Genomic DNA, 17,339 nt, shown 5'->3' with positions numbered 1-17,339 from the left:
CCGACAACGCCGGGATTCCGCGGAATTTTTCGTCACCCACCCGTCAGAACGGAGGCACCCAACCAGCCCGACGCAGGTCGACTCCCTCACCTCGCGTCGGCGTCCCCTCCGCCTCGTACTGCTCGAACGCCTGCGCCCTCAGCGCCTCCGGCAACAGCCCCCGCGCGTTCGTCACCCGCCACCACGGCCACCCCGGCCGACCGTCCGCGAGGATGCGCCCCACCTGGCGTGCGCCCGTGCCGACGACCGCGGCGATGGCACCGTACGTCGTCACGCGCCCCGGCGGCACGTCGGTGACGACCTCGGCGACCGATTCGCTCAGTTCGTCGCGTGCCCCGCCCGTCATGCCGGCCTCATGACGCCGCCGCCAGGCCCCCACGCACACTCAGGATGCGACCCGAGCGCCTCGACGATCCGTCAGCCGCCGCATCATCGCCCGGCGTCGCATCCTGACCAGAGTCCGCCTCCCGGCCCGACGCAGCAGCATGCTCCATCGCACTCGCACCCAGCACCCCCGCGGCCGCACGCGAACGCGCACCGCGCGCACAGACGAGCACGACGTCGCGCTCCCCCACCCGCGCGTGCACGGACGCTCGCGTCGCCTCGTTCCAGCCGCCGGCCCACGGTTCGACGAACGTCTCGTCGGCGCCCACCGTCATCCATGGCGGCAACGGCGCCGCCTCGACCTCATCGGGGTTGCGCACGTCGACGAGGACGAACCCCGCGTCCGGCCACTCCTGCGGCCCGATCTCGGCCACCGCGCCTGACGCCGCCGCGCGCCCGTCGGCCCCAGGGCCACCCGCCGCACCGAGACCACCAAAACCACCAGATCCACCGAAATCAGCGAACCCTGGAGGCGCATCCACCCCCTCGAGGCCGGCAACCCCCTCGAAGTACCCCGCTTCGAGCCCACAGACGCCACACTCGGGGTCGCGCGCGACGGGCAGCGTCGCCATCGTCGCGCCGAGGGCGTCGTACAACCGGATCGCATCGCGCGCCGGAGCGCCGATGCCGGAGCACAACTTGATCACCTCGACGGCCTGCATCGCGCCGAGCACGCCCGGCAGCACGCCGAGCACCCCCGCCTCCTCGCACGTCGCGAGCCCGGCGACGGCCTGCGGATCGGGGAAGACGCACCGATAGCACGGCCCGACTGCGGGCTCGACGACGCCGAACTGCCCTGCATACTGCGCGATCGACGCCCACACGAGCGGTACGCCGAGCAGCACGCAGGCGTCGTTGAGCACGTAGCGAGCCTCGATGCTGTCGGTGCAGTCGACGACGACGTCGACCTCGGCGACGAGTTCGAGCGCCCGCGTCACGCTGAGGCGCTCGGGCAGCGCACTCACCTCGACACCACTGTTCTGCGCCGCGACGGCGCGCTGCACCGACGTCACCTTCGCCGTGCCGATCGCGGCTTCGGTGTGGATGAGCTGACGCGGCAGGTTGGAGATCTCCACGACGTCCGGATCCATGACGACGAGGTGCCCGACGCCGCAGCCGGCGAGCGAGGAGATGACGGGTGAGCCGAGCCCGCCGGCGCCCACGACGAGCACCCGCGCCGCTGCCAACCGTCGCTGCCCGGTCACCCCGAAGCCGGCCAGCGAGTGGTGGCGCGCGTATCGTCGGGCGCCGGGATCGTCGGGCCGGGCGTCTCGCACAGGCACCTCATTCCGTGACCGGGCCACCGAGATGGCCCATGGGCGATAAAGTCGCACCCAGCTTATGACCGACGAGCAAGGAGCCTCATCCATGACCCACGTGGACGATTCGACCAAACGCGGACGCCTCCCCCGATCGGCGCGGCGAGCCCAACTCATGGAGGCGGCGCAGTCCGTCTTCGTCGAATCCGGCTACCACAGTGCGGCGATGGACGAGATCGCGGAGCGCGCCCACGTCAGCAAGCCGGTGCTCTACCAGCACTTTCCCGGCAAGCTCGACCTGTACCTGGCGCTGCTCGAGCAGCACACGCGTGAGGTGCCGCTCCTCGTGCGCGAGGCCATCGAGTCGACGTCCGACAACAGCCAGCGCGTCGCCGCGGCGATCGGCGCGTTCTTCGCCTTCGTCGAGCGCGAGGACGCGGGTTTCCGCCTCGTCTTCGAATCGGATCTGACGAACGAGCCCGCCGTCAGCGAGAAGGTCGAACGCATGCTGACGGAGACCGCGGCCGAGGTCGCCAAGGTCGTGCAGGAGGACACGGAGCTTCCGACGGAGCAGGCGACGCTCGTCGCCGTCGCCCTCGTCGGCATGTCGCAGGTCGTCGCGCGCTACTGGATCACGACGGGTTCGCCGATCCCCCGCGCGGAGGCCGCGCGCATCGTCGGTCTGCTGGGCTGGCGCGGCCTCGGCGGGTTCCCGAAGACCGGCGGGGATGAAATCGAGCGCTGAGGCGTTGCACCCATACGACGGGTGAGTCGCGCGGCCTCTCACCCCTGGGATGATTCCGGCGTCGCCGATGGGGCACGCTGATCTCACCCACACGTCCACCACTGATCGCGTTCCGCACGCGACGAGAAGGAGGAGAACCATGGAGGTTCGAATCGGCGTCCAGAACGTCGCCCGCGAGGTCGTCATCGACTCGCACGAGAACGCCGACGCGGTGCGCGAGCACGTGCGCGCGGCTCTCGACAGCGGCACCCCGCTCACGCTGAGTGACGAGCGCGGCCACAGCGTCACCGTGCCGGCTTCCGCCATCGGCTACGTCGACATCGCGGCGGAGCAGAAGGGCCGCGTCGGCTTCGGCGGCTGACGTTCACCCGAAGCGGTCACGGGCGTTCACCCCAAAGGGGTGAACGCCCGCCGTCGCGTAACGAAGGAATAACGCATCTAGCACCTCGCCGGTCTCGATGGTTGAAATGCGACCGCCGATTGGCTTAGGTGGAGACAAACGTTGGGACATACCGGAGCCCAGCCGAACTCATAGGAGACTCACCATGGGCATCATCAGCTCGATCATCGGCGGCCTCATCATCGGCGCCCTCGCCCGCCTGTTCCTCAAGGGCGACCAGAACATGGGGATCATCATGACGATCATCCTCGGCATCGTCGGCTCCGCCCTCGGCTCCTGGCTGACCACCCAGTTCGGCTACAAGAACTCCAACGGCGGCTTCGAGATCATCCCCTTCATTGTGGGCATCATCTGCGCGATGGTTCTCATCACCATCTACCTCACGCTGGTGGGTCGCAAGAACCGCGTCTGATCCGTCGCTCGCGCAGCTCCGCTGCGCAGGTGAAGAAGCCCGGCCCCTCGTGGGGCCGGGCTTCTTCGTTTCCGCGATCAGGTCAGAGGTCAGGCGCTCACGCCGTGAGCCCCAAGGCCTCCATGCGGCGCGTGTGATTCGACGTCAGTCGCTCGAACATGCGCGTCAGCTCGGCGAGGTCCGCGCCGACGCCGGAGCCGTCGTCGACGAGCAGGGCCGTCAGCCCGTCGTGGGTCGCGGCGACGCGCTGAGCCTGACTGAGGGCCTCACCGACGAGGCGGCGCCCCCACAGTGCGAGACGCGAACCCACTCGCGGGTCGGCCGCGATGGCGTCGCTGAGCACGCTCATGATGAACGCGTCCTGCTCATCGCTGTCGACGGCACGCTCGACGAGCGAACGCGTCTCGGGGTCGACGTAGCGCGCGATCTCCGAGTAGAAATCCGTCGCGATCGCGGCGCCGGCGTAGGCCTTCATGAGGCCCTCGTACCAGTCGGCGGGCGGCGTACGACGGTGCCATTCATCGATGGCGGCCGTGAACGGCTGCATCGAGTCCTCGGGCTCGACGCCGAGGGCGCGCAGACGGCCGGCGAGCTGCTCGTAGTGGTCGAAGTCGCCGCGCGCCATGCGCGCGAGCGCCAGCTTGTGGTCGAGGCGCGGGGCGCGAGCGGCGTCCGCCACCGTCGCGAAGGCGCCGGAGAGCTCGCCGTAGGCGATGACGCTCAGCAGGTCGATCACCCCCGCCCGGTACGTCTCGTCCTCGATCGTGCGTGAAGGGCTCGGATCAGGCGTCACAGGCTCGCTCATGCAGCGATCGTAGCGTGGCGTCGAACAGGTGTGGCGCGCGTGGGTAGACTCGAGATGACCACGGGTGACCGATCGGCCCCTCCCGGCACGTGCGGGCGTCATACGACAGACGCCCACTCCCGCCGCCCACCTCCGCACGCGAGGCCGCGCGGCGCGCAGACCTCCGATCGGCTCTCATCATCCCCGGCGCGGCCTCCGAGGCCCCGGGGCGACACAGGAAGCACGATCGTGATCAACGACAACCAGCCCACGGCTGCCGAGCTCGACTCCGCCGGCATCACCTCCATCGAGGCCGAAGCGGCCCCTGAGCCCATCGCCGAGCAGACATTCGCCGACTTCGGCATCCACCCCGACATCGTCGCCGCCCTCGAAGAGAAGGGGATCGTCCATCCCTTCCCCATCCAGGCGATGACGCTGCCCGTCGCGCTCTCGGGGCACGACATCATCGGCCAGGCGCGCACCGGCACCGGCAAGACCCTGGGCTTCGGAGTGCCGCTGCTCAGCCGCGTCACCGCGCCGGGTGAGACGTCGAAGGCCGCCGTCCCCGCGCCCGAGGGCAAGCCGCAGGCGATGGTCGTCGTCCCGACGCGCGAGCTCGCCGTCCAGGTCGCCTCCGACCTCGAGGCCGCCGCGAAGAAGCGCGGCATCCGCATCGCGCAGATCTACGGCGGTCGCGCGTTCGAGCCGCAGGTCGAGCGCCTCGAGAAAGGTGTCGAGGTCATCGTCGGCACGCCGGGTCGCATCATCGACCTCGCGACGCGTGGTCACCTCGACCTGGCGTACGTCGGCTGCCTCGTGCTCGACGAGGCCGACGAGATGCTCGACCTGGGCTTTCTGCCCGACGTCGAGAAGATCCTCGCAATGACGCCGGGTGGGCGTCAGACGATGCTGTTCTCCGCGACGATGCCGGGCGCCGTCGTCACCCTCGCGCGTCGTTACATGACGCAGCCGACGCACATCCGCGCCATGCAGGACGACGCGAGCGAGGCCGAGACGGCCTCCAACATCGAGCAGTTCGTCTACCGCGCGCACGCGATGGACAAGGTCGAGATGCTCGCCCGCATCCTGCAGGCGAAGGACCGCGGCCTGACGATCATCTTCAGCCGCACCAAGCGCACGGCCGCCAAGGTCTCCGACGAGCTCATCTCGCGCGGCTTCGCGGCCGCTCCGCTGCACGGCGACCTCGGCCAGGGCGCCCGAGAGCAGGCGCTGCGTGCGTTCCGTTCGGGCAAGGTCGACGTCCTCGTCGCGACCGACGTCGCCGCGCGCGGCATCGACGTCGAGGACGTCACGCACGTCATCAACTACCAGTGCCCGGAGGACGAGAAGACGTACGTCCACCGCATCGGCCGCACCGGCCGCGCGGGCAAGACGGGCATCGCCGTCACCCTCGTCGACTGGGACGACCTGCACCGCTGGGCGCTCATCAACAAGGCCCTCGACCTCGGCATCCCCGAACCCGAGGAGACGTACTCCAGCTCCGAGCACCTGTTCGAGGATCTCGAGATCCCCGCGAACGCGACCGGCAGCCTGCCCAAGTCGGCGCGCACCCGCCAAGGCCTCGACGCCGAGCGCGTCGAAGATCTTGGAGAGACGGGGCGAGGCGACTCGCATCAGCGCGGCGAGCGTCGTCCGCGCCGTGACGACGAGCGCGGCCGATCGGGGGGACGAGGCGGGCGCTCCGGTGGTCGCGGCGGCGAACGTCAGGCCTCGGGTGGCTCGAGCGAGCGTCGCCCGCGCCGTGACGCCGCGAGCACCGAGGGCTCCGGCGGTTCGTCGCAGCCGCGCCGACGTCGCCGTCGCACCCGCGGTGGCGCGGGTGAGACGTCTGCCGCCGACTGACGCACCCTCCCGGCGCGAGGCGCCCGGCGCCGTCCGCACTCGTTCAGACGTGACGCGGGCGAGCACCGGGCGCCTCGCGCCGCATTCGCGCCTGTGTCATCACTCTCAGTACGCTTCACGACAAATGAGCGTTGATCCGAAAGGGCACCCATGCCTGCCTCACCTCCGGACCCGGCCCTGACGCCGCCCGCGGCCGATGACTCGACGCCGCTACCGGCCGATTCCGCCTCGCCTCCGTCCACCCCGCCCGAAGAGCGCGACGAGCTGACGCTCGACGCACGCAACCGCGATGCCCGCGTCGAGAAGCAGGACCCGCACGAGCCCGAGTCACGGGCGTCCGAGGACCGCTCGCGCATCATCTCGGACGGTTTCGCCTCGTTCGCGCGCTGGTCGTTGCGGATCAGCATCATCATCGTCACGTTCTATCTCGTGTGGCGAGCGCTCACACCGTTCTGGGTCATCATCCTGCCGCTGATCCTCGGTCTCTTCATCACGACCGTCCTGTGGCCGCCTGCCGCCTGGTTGCGTCGCCGCGGCGTGCGCCCCGCCCTGGCGGCGCTCTCGAGCGTGCTCGGCGGATTGCTCGTCGTCGGTGGCATCATCGCCGCGATCGTCCCGACCGTCGCAGCCGAGGCGCCCGAGCTGGCACGCAAGTCGATGGAGGGCGTCTCCCAGATCCAACGCTGGTTGCAGGGCCCGCCGTTGAAGATCCCGGCGACCCAGATCGACAACGCAGTCAACGTGATCAACGAGAAGCTCAAGACGTCGGGCGATGCCATCGCCTCGGGCGTCTTCAGCGGCGTGACGACGGTCGGCAGCATCCTCGTCACCCTCGTCCTCAGCCTCATCCTCGCGTTCTTCTTCATCAAGGACGGGGACCGCTTCCTACCGTGGGTGCGGCTCGTCACGGGTGAGCGCACCGGCGCTCACGTCACCGAGGTGTTCACCCGCGCGTGGCAGACCCTGTCCGGGTTCATCCGCACCCAGGCGATCGTCTCGGCCATCGACTCGGTCTGCATCGGCATCGGTCTCATCGCATGCGGTGTGCCGCTGGCCCTGCCGCTGTGCGTCATCACGTTCTTCGGCGGGTTCATCCCGATCGTCGGTGCGACGGTCGCCGGCGCACTCGCCGTCCTCGTCGCGCTGGTGACGAAGGGGGTGACGACAGCGATCATCGTCCTCGTCATCATCATCCTCGTGCAGCAGCTCGAGGGGCACATCCTGCAGCCGCTGCTGCAGAGCCGCTCGATGTCGTTGCACCCTGTCCTCGTGCTGCTCGGCATCGCGGCCGGCTCCGAGGACCATGGCGTCATCGGCGGTTTCCTCGCCGTCCCCGTCGTCGCGACGCTGGCGGTGCTGTTCCGCTACATCGGTGAACAGGTGGACCTGCGCTCCGGCACCGTCACCGTCGCCGACCTCGAGTACCGCACCGATCGAGGGCGCATCGCGGCGCTGCGCACCGAGCGCCTCCGCCGCCTCGGCGAATGGGGCGCACGCGAGACCGACGAGGAGAAGGCTTCGCGCGAGGCCGTCGCGGACGGCGACGGCGACGCTCTCGCCGCCTCGACCACGAAGCAGCCCACGCATGGCCTGGGAGCCGTCGTGAGTGCGTTGCGTTCGCGCCTCAAACGCTGAGGGGAAGATGATCGGGTGCCCGGGTTCGAGCCGGGGCCACCTCGATCAGGCATCCGTCGACGACGCGTCCGGCGCCGGGGTGAGCAGGGCTCGCTCCGGCGCCGTCGTCATGCCCGCCGGACGCCCGGCACCCGCCGTCAGCACCGCGTCAGCGCCCGCGCACGACTCCCACGTCACTCGTCGCGAGCGCGACGAGGCGTTCGTACTGGTCGGGCTCGGTCGTGTTCTCCCCCAGTCGATTCGGCTTGCCGTCGCCGTGGTAATCGCTCGAGCCGGTGACGAGCAGATCGTGCGTCCGCGCGAGGTCGCGGGCGTGGCGCACCTGCTCGGGCGTGTGGTCGCGGTGGTGGGCCTCGAGGCCGAGCAACCCGGCGTCGATCATCTCCTCGATGACGGCGTCGTCGACGACGCGTCCACGGACGTCCGCGAAGGGGTGCGCCATGACGGGCACCCCGCCGGCCGCCCGCACGAGGGTGACGGCGCGCACCGGGTCGATGGCGTAGTGACCGGCGTGGTAGGGGCCCGAATTGCTCAACAGGTGCTCGAAGGCGGTGCTGCGATCGGGCACGACGCCGTTCGCGACGAGCGCATCGGCGATGTGGGGGCGCCCGATCGTCGCGTCCGGCCCCGCCTGCGCGAGCACCTGCTCGTACGTGATCGGCACGTCGCGTCCGAGCCGCTCGACCATGCGCTCGGCGCGCGTCACCCGCGACTCGCGGGCACGTTCCATCTCGTCGAACAGCTCTCCCTCGGGAGCCGGAAGGTAGGCGAGCAGGTGGATGCTGATGCCACGATGGCGGCAGGAGATCTCGATGCCCCGTACGACGTCGATGCCGACGCGGCGCGCGGCGTCGGCGGCGTCGTCCCACCCGCGGGTCGTGTCGTGGTCGGTGAGCGCGACGACGTCGAGCCCCGCCTCCGATGCCTCCGCGACGACGTCGGCGGGGCTCGTCGTGCCGTCGCTGCGGTTCGAGTGGGTGTGCAGGTCGATACGCATGGGTGACAGGTTAGTGTTGCTGCCCGTGAGGGCAGGCATGGGTGAGCACGCGCCGCGTCCGGTGCGGCGGGCCGTTGCCTGCATGATGGCCGGTGCGCTCGTGCAGGCCGTCTCGACGCTCGTCGCATGGCTCGATCGTGACGGCACCCGCGCTCAGACGGCGCGGCTCGCGCACGAGTTCCAGCGGCGCACCCTGCCCGCCGGTGAGTTGGAGCGGGCGACGGATCAGGCCCGCTGGTTCGGTCTCGTCACGGGCGCATTCTGCGTCGTGCTGTGGTTACTCGTGGCGCGCCTGTGTCTGCGCGGTCGCGCCTCCGGGCGCACGTGCGCGACCGTCCTCGCCATCGTCTACACCTTCACCTTCCTGCTGTCCGGCGTGCGCTCGTTCGGCCCCGGCGCCCTCATCGGTGCGGTGACGATGACGCTCGGCCTCGCGACCGTCTACCTGCTGTGGCGTCGCCCGGTGACGCCGTGGTTGTCATCACAGGGTGCTGCCCGCGCCGCGCGCCGCACACGCTGAGACCGCTCGCGTCGCTAGGGTTTCGACCATGGTGAAGCAGGGCCCCCTCGACATGACCCCGCGTGCGCTCCGCCGCTCGCTCCGTCGGGCCGCATGCGGCGTCGCAGCGCTCGTCACGGCCACCGGCCTCGTCGCGTTGAGTGCGTGCAGCTCGGGAGCCGACCCCAAGGACGTCTCGGCGACCCAGACCCCGTTCAGCGCGAGCTCCTCGGCGACGACGGCGTCGTCCAACCCGAGTGCCATCACCTCCCCCAGCCCCGGGTCCGTCGTCAGCTCGGACGGCGCGTTCAACTTCGTCGTGCCGGCTGGGTGGAATCTCACGTCCCAGCCGAAATCGGTCGCCTACCTGTCGTCGTCGACTCTCGCGCACGACGTCGCGCCCACGATCGTCGTCGCGCGTTCCAGCGTCACGCCTGCGCCCGAGCTGGAGGGCACGCTGCGCCGGGCGTCGCTGCAGGCCAAGCAGAGCGGCGCATCGGTGGCCGCCCTGCCCGACCGCACCGTCGGCGGTGAGAAGGCCGTCGGCTTCACGGCGACCTCGACGGAGAAGAACGTCGACCTCAAGCGCAGCTACGTGATGCTCGCGCATGACAAGGTGCTGTACTCCGTCACCCTGACCGGCGCGAAGGCTGACGCCGCCCGCGACGAGTCGGCGTTGACGGCGCTGCTCGCCAGCTGGTCGTGGACCAAGAAGGGTGACGCCGGCTCGACGGCCAGTGGCACGACTCCGGCGGCGGTGCCGACGACGAGCGTCGCGCCGTCGTCGTCGGGTGCGTCCTCGGCGCCTGCCTCGTCATCCGCAGCATCGAAGCCCGCCCAGAGCTCGGGCACCGCCCGCCCGCCCAGCGCAACCGCCTCGAGCACGGCCCGCTGACGCACTCCGCGCCGCTCAGGCGGCAGTGTCGTTCGTCGTCTCGCTGACGGTTCGTCGCACGACGCGCGCGGTGAGCGAGTCGGCGCCCGCGCTGACCTGACGGCCGAGCAGCGTGCCGAGCGACACGCCGACTGACAGCGTGAGGCCCATGAGGACGGCGTTGAGCAGAGTGGTCTGCCACAGGGTGTTCTCGCCCTCGGTGATGAACATCATGATGCCCCGGTAGACCGCCTGCCCCGGCAGCAAGGGCACGATGCCCGCGGTGATCAGTGCGATGCTCGGCACGTGCACCCGTGTCCCCACGAATGGTGCCAGCGCCCCGACGACGAGGGCCGCACCTCCTGCGGCGACGGGCTCGCTGGTGCCGACACCCCACATGAGCGTCCCGAACAGCAGCCACGAGAATCCGCCGGTGAGAACGGCGGCGAGCACGGTGCGCGGAGCGCAGTACGCGGAGACGGCGAAGGCACCGGCGATGAGTGCGGCTGCCACGATCTGGGTGAGAACAGAGCCGGCGAAGCTGCTGGAGCGTTCGACGATGACGAGGTCGACGCCGAAGCGCTGGGCGATGCTCAGGACGAGCAGCACGCCCGCGACGACGCCGCCGGTGAGCAGGACGACCTCATAGGTGCGCGCGCCGGCGGTCAGGTAGAAGCCGTCGAGTGTGTCCTGCGCAGCCGTCACGACGCTCATGCCTGCGAGGAGCACGACGACGCTGGAGGCGACGACCAGGGAGGGTCTCACCTGTCCGAGCCACATGATCGTCTCCGCGTGTTGGTGGACGACGAGCAGGCCGACGGCGATAGCCGTCGCGAACATCGCACCGAGCATCTGCCCGAAGAACGCGGAGACACCGGCGCGCGCGACGGCGTACTGGATGCGGTCGACGACCGCCGTGGACAGCCCGGCGACGAGGACCATGGCCGTGCTGCCGCCGAGCAGCATCGCGACGCCTGCTCCCATGAGCGCCCACGCGAAGGTGATGACGCCGCGGCGGTACACGTGCGGTTGCTCGAGGATGCGTTCGAGGGTGTAGAGGTTGTCGTCGATCTCGCCCGGGTCGTCGGGGTCGCGGGCGATGTCGCGCACGAGGGCGTGCAACGCCTCGAGCCGCGAGTAGTCGGTGCCGAAGTGCATGATGATGCGCATGACGGTGATCGGGTCGCGGTGCACGCCGCGATGCATCGAGATCGTGACGGACGTGTAGGTGATGTCGACGTGCGCGCCCTGGAGCCCGTAGGCGCGCCCGACGCGCAGCAGCGACGCGGTGGTGTCGGCCACGGATGCGCCGGTGACGAGCATCGCCTCTCCGAGGCGGAGGCAGAAGTCGATGACGGCGCGCGTGTGCCACTCGGAGACGCGGTCGTTGGTGCCGCGCACCGAGATCGGCTTCGTCGGCGGCCCGCTCGGACGGATGACGGACATCGCCCGACCGCGCACCCGCGTCGCGCCGGTACGTGGCATCCGCGGGGCGCTCGTCGTGGCCGCGGCGGGTTTCGTGGGGTGGGCCTGCACAGGGCGGCTCTCGGGGCTGCTCGGCGCGGCACGACGCGGCGCCGGCAACGGGGTCGCCGACGGCGGTGTCGGGGTGGCCTGGGGGCCGTCGGGATTCACCATGTCGCGCCTGCACCTCGTCTCGTCACTTCTGTCGGCCCAGCCATTGTGGGGGATGCGGCGAACTGGGCGCACACCGTCCGCCACATGTCGGGGGCCGGGGTGCAGAATGGACGGGTGAGTGAGAAGCAGCAGACAGCAGAGCACCGCAGCCGCCCGGGTGGGGCGGCCTTCCGAGAGTTCGTCGCCTCCGGGTGGGCGCCGCGCGGCACCGAGCCGACGCCCCGCGCCGAGGTCGCCGACCTGACGCCCGCGCGACGCGAGGCCCTCTCGGCGGCCTTCGAGGGGGCCCGTCTCGTCGTGCCCGCCGGCGGGTTGAAGGTGCGCAGCAACGATTGTGACTACGTGTTCCGCCCGCACACCGCGTTCGCGTGGCTGACGGGTCTCGGCGCGGACCGCGAGCCGGACGCCGTCTTCGTCCTGGAGCCGCTGGCCGAGGGCGGGCACGAGGCGCAGATCTTCTTCCGCCCGCTCGCCGGGCGCGACACCGAGGAGTTCTTCGGTGACAGCCGCTACGGCGAGTTCTGGGTCGGTGCGCGACCGACGCTCGAGGACATGGCGAACGAGCTCGGCATCACCGCTCGTCACATCGATGAGTTCGCCGACGCTGCGGCCAAGGACGCGGGCGCGACGGAGGTGCTCGTCGTACGTGACGCTGACGTCGACGTCACGGCGCAGGTCGAGCAGATCCGCGCCCACCTCGACGAGGCCACCACCGAGAAGGCGCAGGAGCGCGATCTGGAGCTCGGCCGGTGGCTGTCGACGGCGCGGTTGACGAAGGATGCGTGGGAGGTCGGTCAGATGCGCGAGGCGTGCGACGCGACCGCGCGCGGGTTCGAGGCCGTCGTCGCCGATCTGCCGGAGGCGGTGCGTCGCGGGCGCGGTGAGCGCTGGGTCGAGGGTGTCTTCGGCCTGCATGCACGCCATGCGGGCAACGGCGTCGGCTACGACTCGATCTGTGCGAGCGGCGATCACGCGAACACGTTGCACTGGATCAAGAACACGGGCGACATCAAGGACGGCGACCTCATCCTCGTCGACGCGGGCGTCGAGGTCGACTCGCTGTTCACCGCTGACGTGACGCGCACCCTGCCCGTCAACGGCACGTACTCCCCCGCGCAGCGTGAGGTGTACGAGGCGGTGCTCGCGGCGCAGGAGGCTGGGCTCGCGGCGGCGAAGCCGGGCGCGAAGTTCTCGGACGTGCATGCCGCGACGATCCGCGTCATCGCGGAGCGTCTGCACGGCTGGGGTCTGCTGCCTGACGGCGTCGACGTCGAGGCGACGCTCGACCCGGAGAACGGCCAGTTCCACCGTCGGTGGATGGTGCACGGTACGAGCCACCACCTCGGCCTCGACGTCCACGACTGCGCCCTTGCGCGCAAGGAGGACTACATGGACGCCGAGTTGAAGCCGGGCATGATCATCACGATCGAGCCGGGCCTGTACTTCAAGGCGGACGACGAGTTGGTGCCGGATCGTTTCCGCGGCGTCGGTGTGCGTATCGAGGACGACATCCTCATCACGGAGGACGGCAACGAGAACCTGTCGGCGTCGCTGCCGCGCGACCCCGACGATGTCGAGGCCTGGATGCGCGACGTCTGGAGCCGGTGAATCGTCCTCACGCTGATCCGGCGGGCAGATGACGAGGGCTTGCGGGCTCGCCCTCGTCATCTGCCCGCTCGGTGCGACACCGCGCGGGCGTCCAGCTCGAAAAAGGAACTGATCTGGGCAGGCGACCTGCGGCGCGGCTAGAGCTGCCGGGCGCCCGACGGTGTGCGGCCGCGATGCCGCAGAGCGCGACATCACGAGGCACCGGCCCCGCCGGTGAACACCATCGACGCGGACGCCGAAACGCCCGCATCCGCCGAGTTCTCGACCGAGCCTGCGAGGTCGAGAACGAGAAGCGGGTGCGGGCGTTTCGGCCCGAACGGCCGGCGCACCGAGCGAACACGACGGCCGGGGCGCATGCGCCCCGGCCGACGGTGAGCCGGAAGCTGGCCCGTGAGAGGAATCAGTACACGCTGACGGCTTCGCCGATGTAGAGCAGCTTGGAGCCGATGAGGAAGTCCTGTGCGGCGCAGGACATGCGGCAGCAACCGTGGGAGGCGGGGTAGGCCGGGATGTCGTTGGAGCCGTGCAGGGCGATGCCGCCGTTGAAGTAGAACGGGCGGTAGAGGCCACCGAGGGCGCCGTAGTCCCAGCCGGAGGTGACGGAGCGGTACGTCTTGTATTCACCGGAGGGCGTGACGGCCTTGATGCGTCGGCCGTAGTAGGTGAAGGTCTGGCCGTTGCCGGTCGAGGTGTTGAAGATGTACTTGACGGAGCCGCCGCGCACGACCATGACGATCTGGCGGCTCTTGTCTACCTCGATGCGGTTGCCGCCGCGACGGCTGCTTGGACGGACGCCGCGGTTCAGCGCATCCCATGAGCGGGCGCCGACGACGCCGTCGCGGGCGAGGCCTGCGACCTTCTGCACGGCGAGGACTGCCTGCTTGGTCTGGGCGCCGAAGGCGCCGTCGGGGTTGCCGCACCAATAGCCGAGGGCGTTGAGGCGCTTCTGGAGGGTGGTGACCGCGCTGCCCTTGCTGCCGGTCTGCAGGACGGGGTTCGCGGCGGACGCCGTGCCCGAGCCGATGAGGCCGACGACGGCGAGCGTGCCGGTGGCGCCGGCGCCGGTGACGATGGCGCGGCGGCTGATTTCGTGGTGCTGCATGTCACTTTCCCTTCGATCGAGATCGTGGTGAGCGATCTGGGCTCTGGCGCGGCCCGTGTACGTCTGGGACGCGCGCCGGCCGATCTCGGTTTCCCCCCCGGCTCGTCGTGAGTCGTGCAGAATCCGTACCGGTTCACCGATTCCTCATCATGCCAGAGGTCGTGGTAATGGGGGCGGGCTCGACGGCGGCGTCCTGCGCCGCGATGCGCAGCTGCCGACGGGCGGGTGGGGATCGTTCTCCGCGTCGTTGCAGGGGTGCGACGCAGTCTCACAAGAGCTGCGGGCCTCGGCTCACGGCGATTCGCGCCCGTCGTTCGCAACGAAATCGTGATGAAACAATGAGGGTATGACTGCCGCGAAGCCTGCCACCGACCGTCTTGTCACCGAGGCCCTCGCCAAGTCGGGGTTGCTGTGGATCACCTCGACTGCCGGCTCGGCGCCGGTCTGGCACGTCCACCTCGCCGGGGTCGCGTACACGGTGAGCGGCCCGGGCGAGCAGTTCTCCCCCGAGCACCTCGGCCGCGTCGAGGTGGTGGCGCGTTCGAAGGAGTCCCGCGCTCGCCTCGTCTCCTTCGAGGCGGACGCCGACGTCATCACGCCCGAGGACGAGGTGTGGGAGGTCGCGACATTCGCCCTCAAGGCCGGGCGGCTCAACGCGCCGGCCCACGACATCGTCGCGCGCTGGGCGCAGGAGTGCCGTGTCACGCGCTTCACCCCCGACCTGGCGACGGTGGTGCTGCGCGGTGAGCGCCTTGATGCGCCGGCGCAAGATGACGCAGAGACCTCGGCCACTGCGGAGGCGGAGGAGACCACGTCCCGGCCGGCGCCGGCAGCAGCGAGAGCGGCGTCCGGGTCGAGAGCGACGCCCGCGAAGAATGCCGCGGCAGGTGCCTCCCCGGAGGCGCAGACGAGCCCCGCCGCGGCGCAGAGCGCTCCCGCGGCCGATCTCGGCACGAGCGCGCCGGGCGAACCGCGCCCCGCCGCTGCCGCCGCGGAGCGTGAGCACCGCGCCGCCGTGCGTGCCGAGGAGGCGACGCCGGAACCCGGCGGGTCCAGCAAGCCCGCCGACCCAGCGAACGCCCAACCGGGCGTCGATAGGGTGAACCCGTGAGCACCCGTGTCTTCGTCGCCCGTCTCGTCGGCCTCACCGTCTTCGACCCTCTCGGCGACCGCGTCGGGCGGGTGCGTGACGTCGTCGTCGTGTTCGGCAAGAACCCGAGCCCGCGCGTCATCGGCCTCGTCGTCGAGGTCGTGCAGCGGCGCCGCGTGTTCCTGCCGCTGACGCGCGTGACGTCGATCGATGCGGGCAAGGTCATCACGACGGGCCTGGTCAACATGCGCCGCTTCGAGCAGCGTCACAACGAGACGCTCGTATGCGCCGAACTCTTCGACCGCCAGGTGACGGTCCGCGAGCCGGACGGCGATACGTTCACCGGCACCGTCGAGGACATGGCGATGGAGCAGAACCAGCGTCGCGACTGGGACATGACGAAGGTGTTCGTCCGTGCGCAGGAGCAGTCGTCGGGCGCCTCGCGCGCCATGCACCGTCTGACGCGTCGGCGCACCGGATCGACCAGCCTGCACGACATCCGTGATGTCTACGGCCTCAACCGGCAGCACACCGAGCAGTCGGCTGAGCGGCTGCTCGAGACGTACGACGACCTGCGCGTCGAGGATCTTGCCGAGGTCATCCACGACCTGACGCCGAAGCGTCGCGCCGAGGTGGCGCGCGCCCTCGACGACGGCACGCTCGCCGATCTACTCGAAGAGTTGCCCGAGGACGACCAGGTCGAGATCATTGCCGCCCTCGACACCGAGCGCGCGGCCGACGTCCTCGAGGCGATGGAGCCCGACGACGCCGCCGACCTGCTCGGTGATCTGCCGCCCGAGACGGCCGAGGATCTGCTGCAGCGCATGGAGCCGGCCGACGCCGCTCCCCTGCGCCGGCTGCTCACGTACGACGAGAACACCGCGGGTGGTCTCATGACGACCGAACCGGCCATCCTGGGCCCGGAGGCGACGATCGCCGAGGCCCTCGCCGTCGTGCGCCGTGAAGAGGTCGCGCCGGCGCTCGCGTCGGCCGTGTTCGTCGTGCGCCCGCCGCTCGAGGTGCCGACGGGGCGCTTCCTCGGCATGGTGCACACGCAGCGGCTGCTGCGCGAACCGCCGCACACGTCGCTCGGCAACGTCGTCGACTCGACCGTCGACCCGGTCAACGTCGACGCGCCGCTCGGCGAGGTGACGCGCACCCTCGCGCAGTACAACCTCGTGTCGCTGCCGGTCGTCGACGACGACGGGCGCCTGCTCGGCGCTGTCACCGTCGATGACGTGCTCGACCACATCCTTCCCGAGGACTGGCGCGAGGAGCGCCATGACTTCCGCCAGGACAAGACCTTTCCGGGGGTGACGCAGTGAGCCGCGAAGTGGGTTCGCGCCGTGAGCGCGGGCGTGACGAGAAGCGGGACGAGCGTCGCGACGCCAAGGAATCCCGGGAGGAATCGCGTCGCAAGGAGGCATTGAAGGAGGCTCGTCGGGACTCACGCGACGAACGCGACGCCGCCGGCCGCCTCGATCAGCCGCAGGAGAAGCGGGCGCGCGTGCTGCCACGCATCGACCTCGACTCCGAGGGCTTCGGCGTCGCGAGCGAGAAGTTCGCGCGCTACATGGGTACGGCGAACTTCCTCATCCTGATGTCGGGCTTCATCATCATCTACGTGGTGGTCAACATGACGCCACTGAAGTTCGACGAGTACCCGTTCGTCTTTCTCACGCTCCTGCTGTCGCTGCAGGCCTCGTACGCGGCGCCGCTCATCCTGCTCGCGCAGAACCGTCAGGACGATCGCGACCGCGTCGCCATCGAACAGGATCGCTCGCGCGACGAGCGCAACCTCGCCGACACCGAGTTCCTCACCCGAGAGGTCGCCTCGCTGCGCCTCTCGATGCGTGAGACGGCGACGCGTGACTTCGTGCGCTCCGAGCTGCGTTCGCTGCTCGAGGAGATGGAGGAGCGCGGCATGCTCGCCACGCCTGATGCCGAGGACGACGATGCCGGCTCGTCGAAGCAGGAGAAGAAGGCCGCGAAGAAGCAGGCCAAGAAGGACGCGCGCCCGGAGGCATGAGGGCGCGAGGGCCCGGGTGG

General features: G+C 70.3%; 17 protein-coding genes. 11 read left to right on the top strand and 6 right to left on the bottom strand.

What is annotated here, in order from left to right:
- Positions 1-43: 43 nt before the first annotated feature.
- On the bottom strand, positions 44-346 hold the full coding sequence (locus AX669_RS05460; RefSeq protein WP_074040398.1) for an MGMT family protein: 303 nt from the start codon (positions 344-346) through the stop codon (positions 44-46).
- Between the two features lie 7 nt (positions 347-353).
- On the bottom strand, positions 354-1,661 hold the full coding sequence (locus AX669_RS05455; RefSeq protein ID WP_160126185.1) for a HesA/MoeB/ThiF family protein: 1,308 nt from the start codon (positions 1,659-1,661) through the stop codon (positions 354-356).
- Between the two features lie 91 nt (positions 1,662-1,752).
- Between AX669_RS05455 and AX669_RS05450 the strand changes: the two genes are divergently transcribed.
- The 3 genes from AX669_RS05450 to AX669_RS05440 all read left to right on the top strand — a co-directional run bounded on the left by AX669_RS05450 (position 1,753) and on the right by AX669_RS05440 (position 3,200).
- Entirely contained in the window at positions 1,753-2,388 is a 636-nt protein-coding gene (locus tag AX669_RS05450; RefSeq protein ID WP_038567284.1) for a TetR/AcrR family transcriptional regulator, read from the top strand.
- Positions 2,389-2,527: 139 nt separating this feature from the next.
- Positions 2,528-2,749 carry a DUF3107 domain-containing protein gene (locus tag AX669_RS05445; RefSeq protein ID WP_006943432.1) on the top strand — a complete coding sequence of 74 codons (222 nt, stop codon included), beginning with the start codon at positions 2,528-2,530 and terminating at the stop codon, positions 2,747-2,749.
- Between the two features lie 184 nt (positions 2,750-2,933).
- Positions 2,934-3,200, top strand: coding sequence for a GlsB/YeaQ/YmgE family stress response membrane protein (locus AX669_RS05440; RefSeq protein ID WP_006943429.1), 267 nt, complete (start codon positions 2,934-2,936; stop codon positions 3,198-3,200).
- 97 nt (positions 3,201-3,297) lie between these two features.
- Here AX669_RS05440 and AX669_RS05435 read toward each other — a convergent pair whose 3' ends face one another.
- Positions 3,298-4,005, bottom strand: a complete 708-nt coding sequence (locus AX669_RS05435; RefSeq protein ID WP_062257092.1) for a ferritin-like fold-containing protein — start codon at positions 4,003-4,005, stop codon at positions 3,298-3,300.
- Positions 4,006-4,233: 228 nt separating this feature from the next.
- On the opposite strand from AX669_RS05435, the gene AX669_RS05430 reads away from it, so the two are divergent.
- Both AX669_RS05430 and AX669_RS05425 read left to right on the top strand, forming a co-directional pair.
- Positions 4,234-5,847: a DEAD/DEAH box helicase gene (locus AX669_RS05430; protein ID WP_006943420.1), complete on the top strand. Its 1,614-nt coding sequence runs from the start codon at positions 4,234-4,236 to the stop codon at positions 5,845-5,847.
- 150 nt (positions 5,848-5,997) lie between these two features.
- Positions 5,998-7,482, top strand: coding sequence for an AI-2E family transporter (locus tag AX669_RS05425; protein ID WP_006943440.1), 1,485 nt, complete (start codon positions 5,998-6,000; stop codon positions 7,480-7,482).
- A gap of 148 nt (positions 7,483-7,630) precedes the next feature.
- Here AX669_RS05425 and AX669_RS05420 read toward each other — a convergent pair whose 3' ends face one another.
- Positions 7,631-8,479 carry a PHP domain-containing protein gene (locus AX669_RS05420; RefSeq protein WP_062257090.1) on the bottom strand — a complete coding sequence of 283 codons (849 nt, stop codon included), beginning with the start codon at positions 8,477-8,479 and terminating at the stop codon, positions 7,631-7,633.
- On the opposite strand from AX669_RS05420, the gene AX669_RS05415 reads away from it, so the two are divergent.
- Together AX669_RS05415 and AX669_RS05410 are read left to right on the top strand one after the other, a co-directional pair.
- Positions 8,478-8,999 (top strand): hypothetical protein, encoded by a 522-nt coding sequence (locus AX669_RS05415; protein ID WP_143181232.1) that lies wholly within the window; start codon positions 8,478-8,480, stop codon positions 8,997-8,999. The two genes, AX669_RS05420 and AX669_RS05415, sit on opposite strands and share 2 nt — an antisense overlap.
- A gap of 28 nt (positions 9,000-9,027) precedes the next feature.
- Complete coding sequence (locus AX669_RS05410) at positions 9,028-9,873, top strand: hypothetical protein (protein WP_062257088.1); 846 nt, start codon at positions 9,028-9,030, stop codon at positions 9,871-9,873.
- Between the two features lie 15 nt (positions 9,874-9,888).
- Here AX669_RS05410 and AX669_RS05405 read toward each other — a convergent pair whose 3' ends face one another.
- The gene (locus AX669_RS05405) at positions 9,889-11,490 is read right to left on the bottom strand and encodes a threonine/serine exporter family protein (protein WP_082740607.1); all 1,602 of its coding nucleotides are present in this window, start codon (positions 11,488-11,490) and stop codon (positions 9,889-9,891) included.
- Positions 11,491-11,604: 114 nt separating this feature from the next.
- Between AX669_RS05405 and AX669_RS05400 the strand changes: the two genes are divergently transcribed.
- The gene (locus AX669_RS05400) at positions 11,605-13,098 is read left to right on the top strand and encodes an aminopeptidase P family protein (protein WP_062257084.1); all 1,494 of its coding nucleotides are present in this window, start codon (positions 11,605-11,607) and stop codon (positions 13,096-13,098) included.
- A gap of 400 nt (positions 13,099-13,498) precedes the next feature.
- Here the strand turns inward: AX669_RS05400 and AX669_RS05395 are convergent, their stop codons facing one another.
- A complete protein-coding gene (locus tag AX669_RS05395; protein ID WP_006943417.1) occupies positions 13,499-14,200 on the bottom strand; it encodes a L,D-transpeptidase family protein in 702 nt (233 codons plus the stop codon).
- Positions 14,201-14,546: 346 nt separating this feature from the next.
- Here AX669_RS05395 and AX669_RS05390 point away from each other — a divergent pair, with 346 nt between their 5' ends.
- From AX669_RS05390 to AX669_RS05380, 3 genes are read left to right on the top strand one after another with little or no spacing between them, the layout of a single operon-like run.
- Positions 14,547-15,311 carry a hypothetical protein gene (locus AX669_RS05390; protein WP_062257083.1) on the top strand — a complete coding sequence of 255 codons (765 nt, stop codon included), beginning with the start codon at positions 14,547-14,549 and terminating at the stop codon, positions 15,309-15,311.
- Positions 15,308-16,615, top strand: a complete 1,308-nt coding sequence (locus AX669_RS05385) for a magnesium transporter MgtE N-terminal domain-containing protein (protein ID WP_062257081.1) — start codon at positions 15,308-15,310, stop codon at positions 16,613-16,615. The genes AX669_RS05390 and AX669_RS05385 overlap by 4 nt, the downstream gene beginning before the upstream one ends.
- Complete coding sequence (locus tag AX669_RS05380) at positions 16,612-17,319, top strand: DUF1003 domain-containing protein (protein WP_369815064.1); 708 nt, start codon at positions 16,612-16,614, stop codon at positions 17,317-17,319. Before AX669_RS05385 ends, AX669_RS05380 begins: the two co-directional genes overlap by 4 nt.
- Positions 17,320-17,339: the final 20 nt, after the last annotated feature.

Source organism: Dermacoccus sp. CCH2-D9 (assembly GCF_001556795.1).
GTDB lineage: Bacteria > Actinomycetota > Actinomycetes > Actinomycetales > Dermatophilaceae > Dermacoccus > Dermacoccus nishinomiyaensis.
Note: the sequence above shows the minus strand (reverse complement) of the source record. Positions and strands in the feature narration are given on the sequence as shown.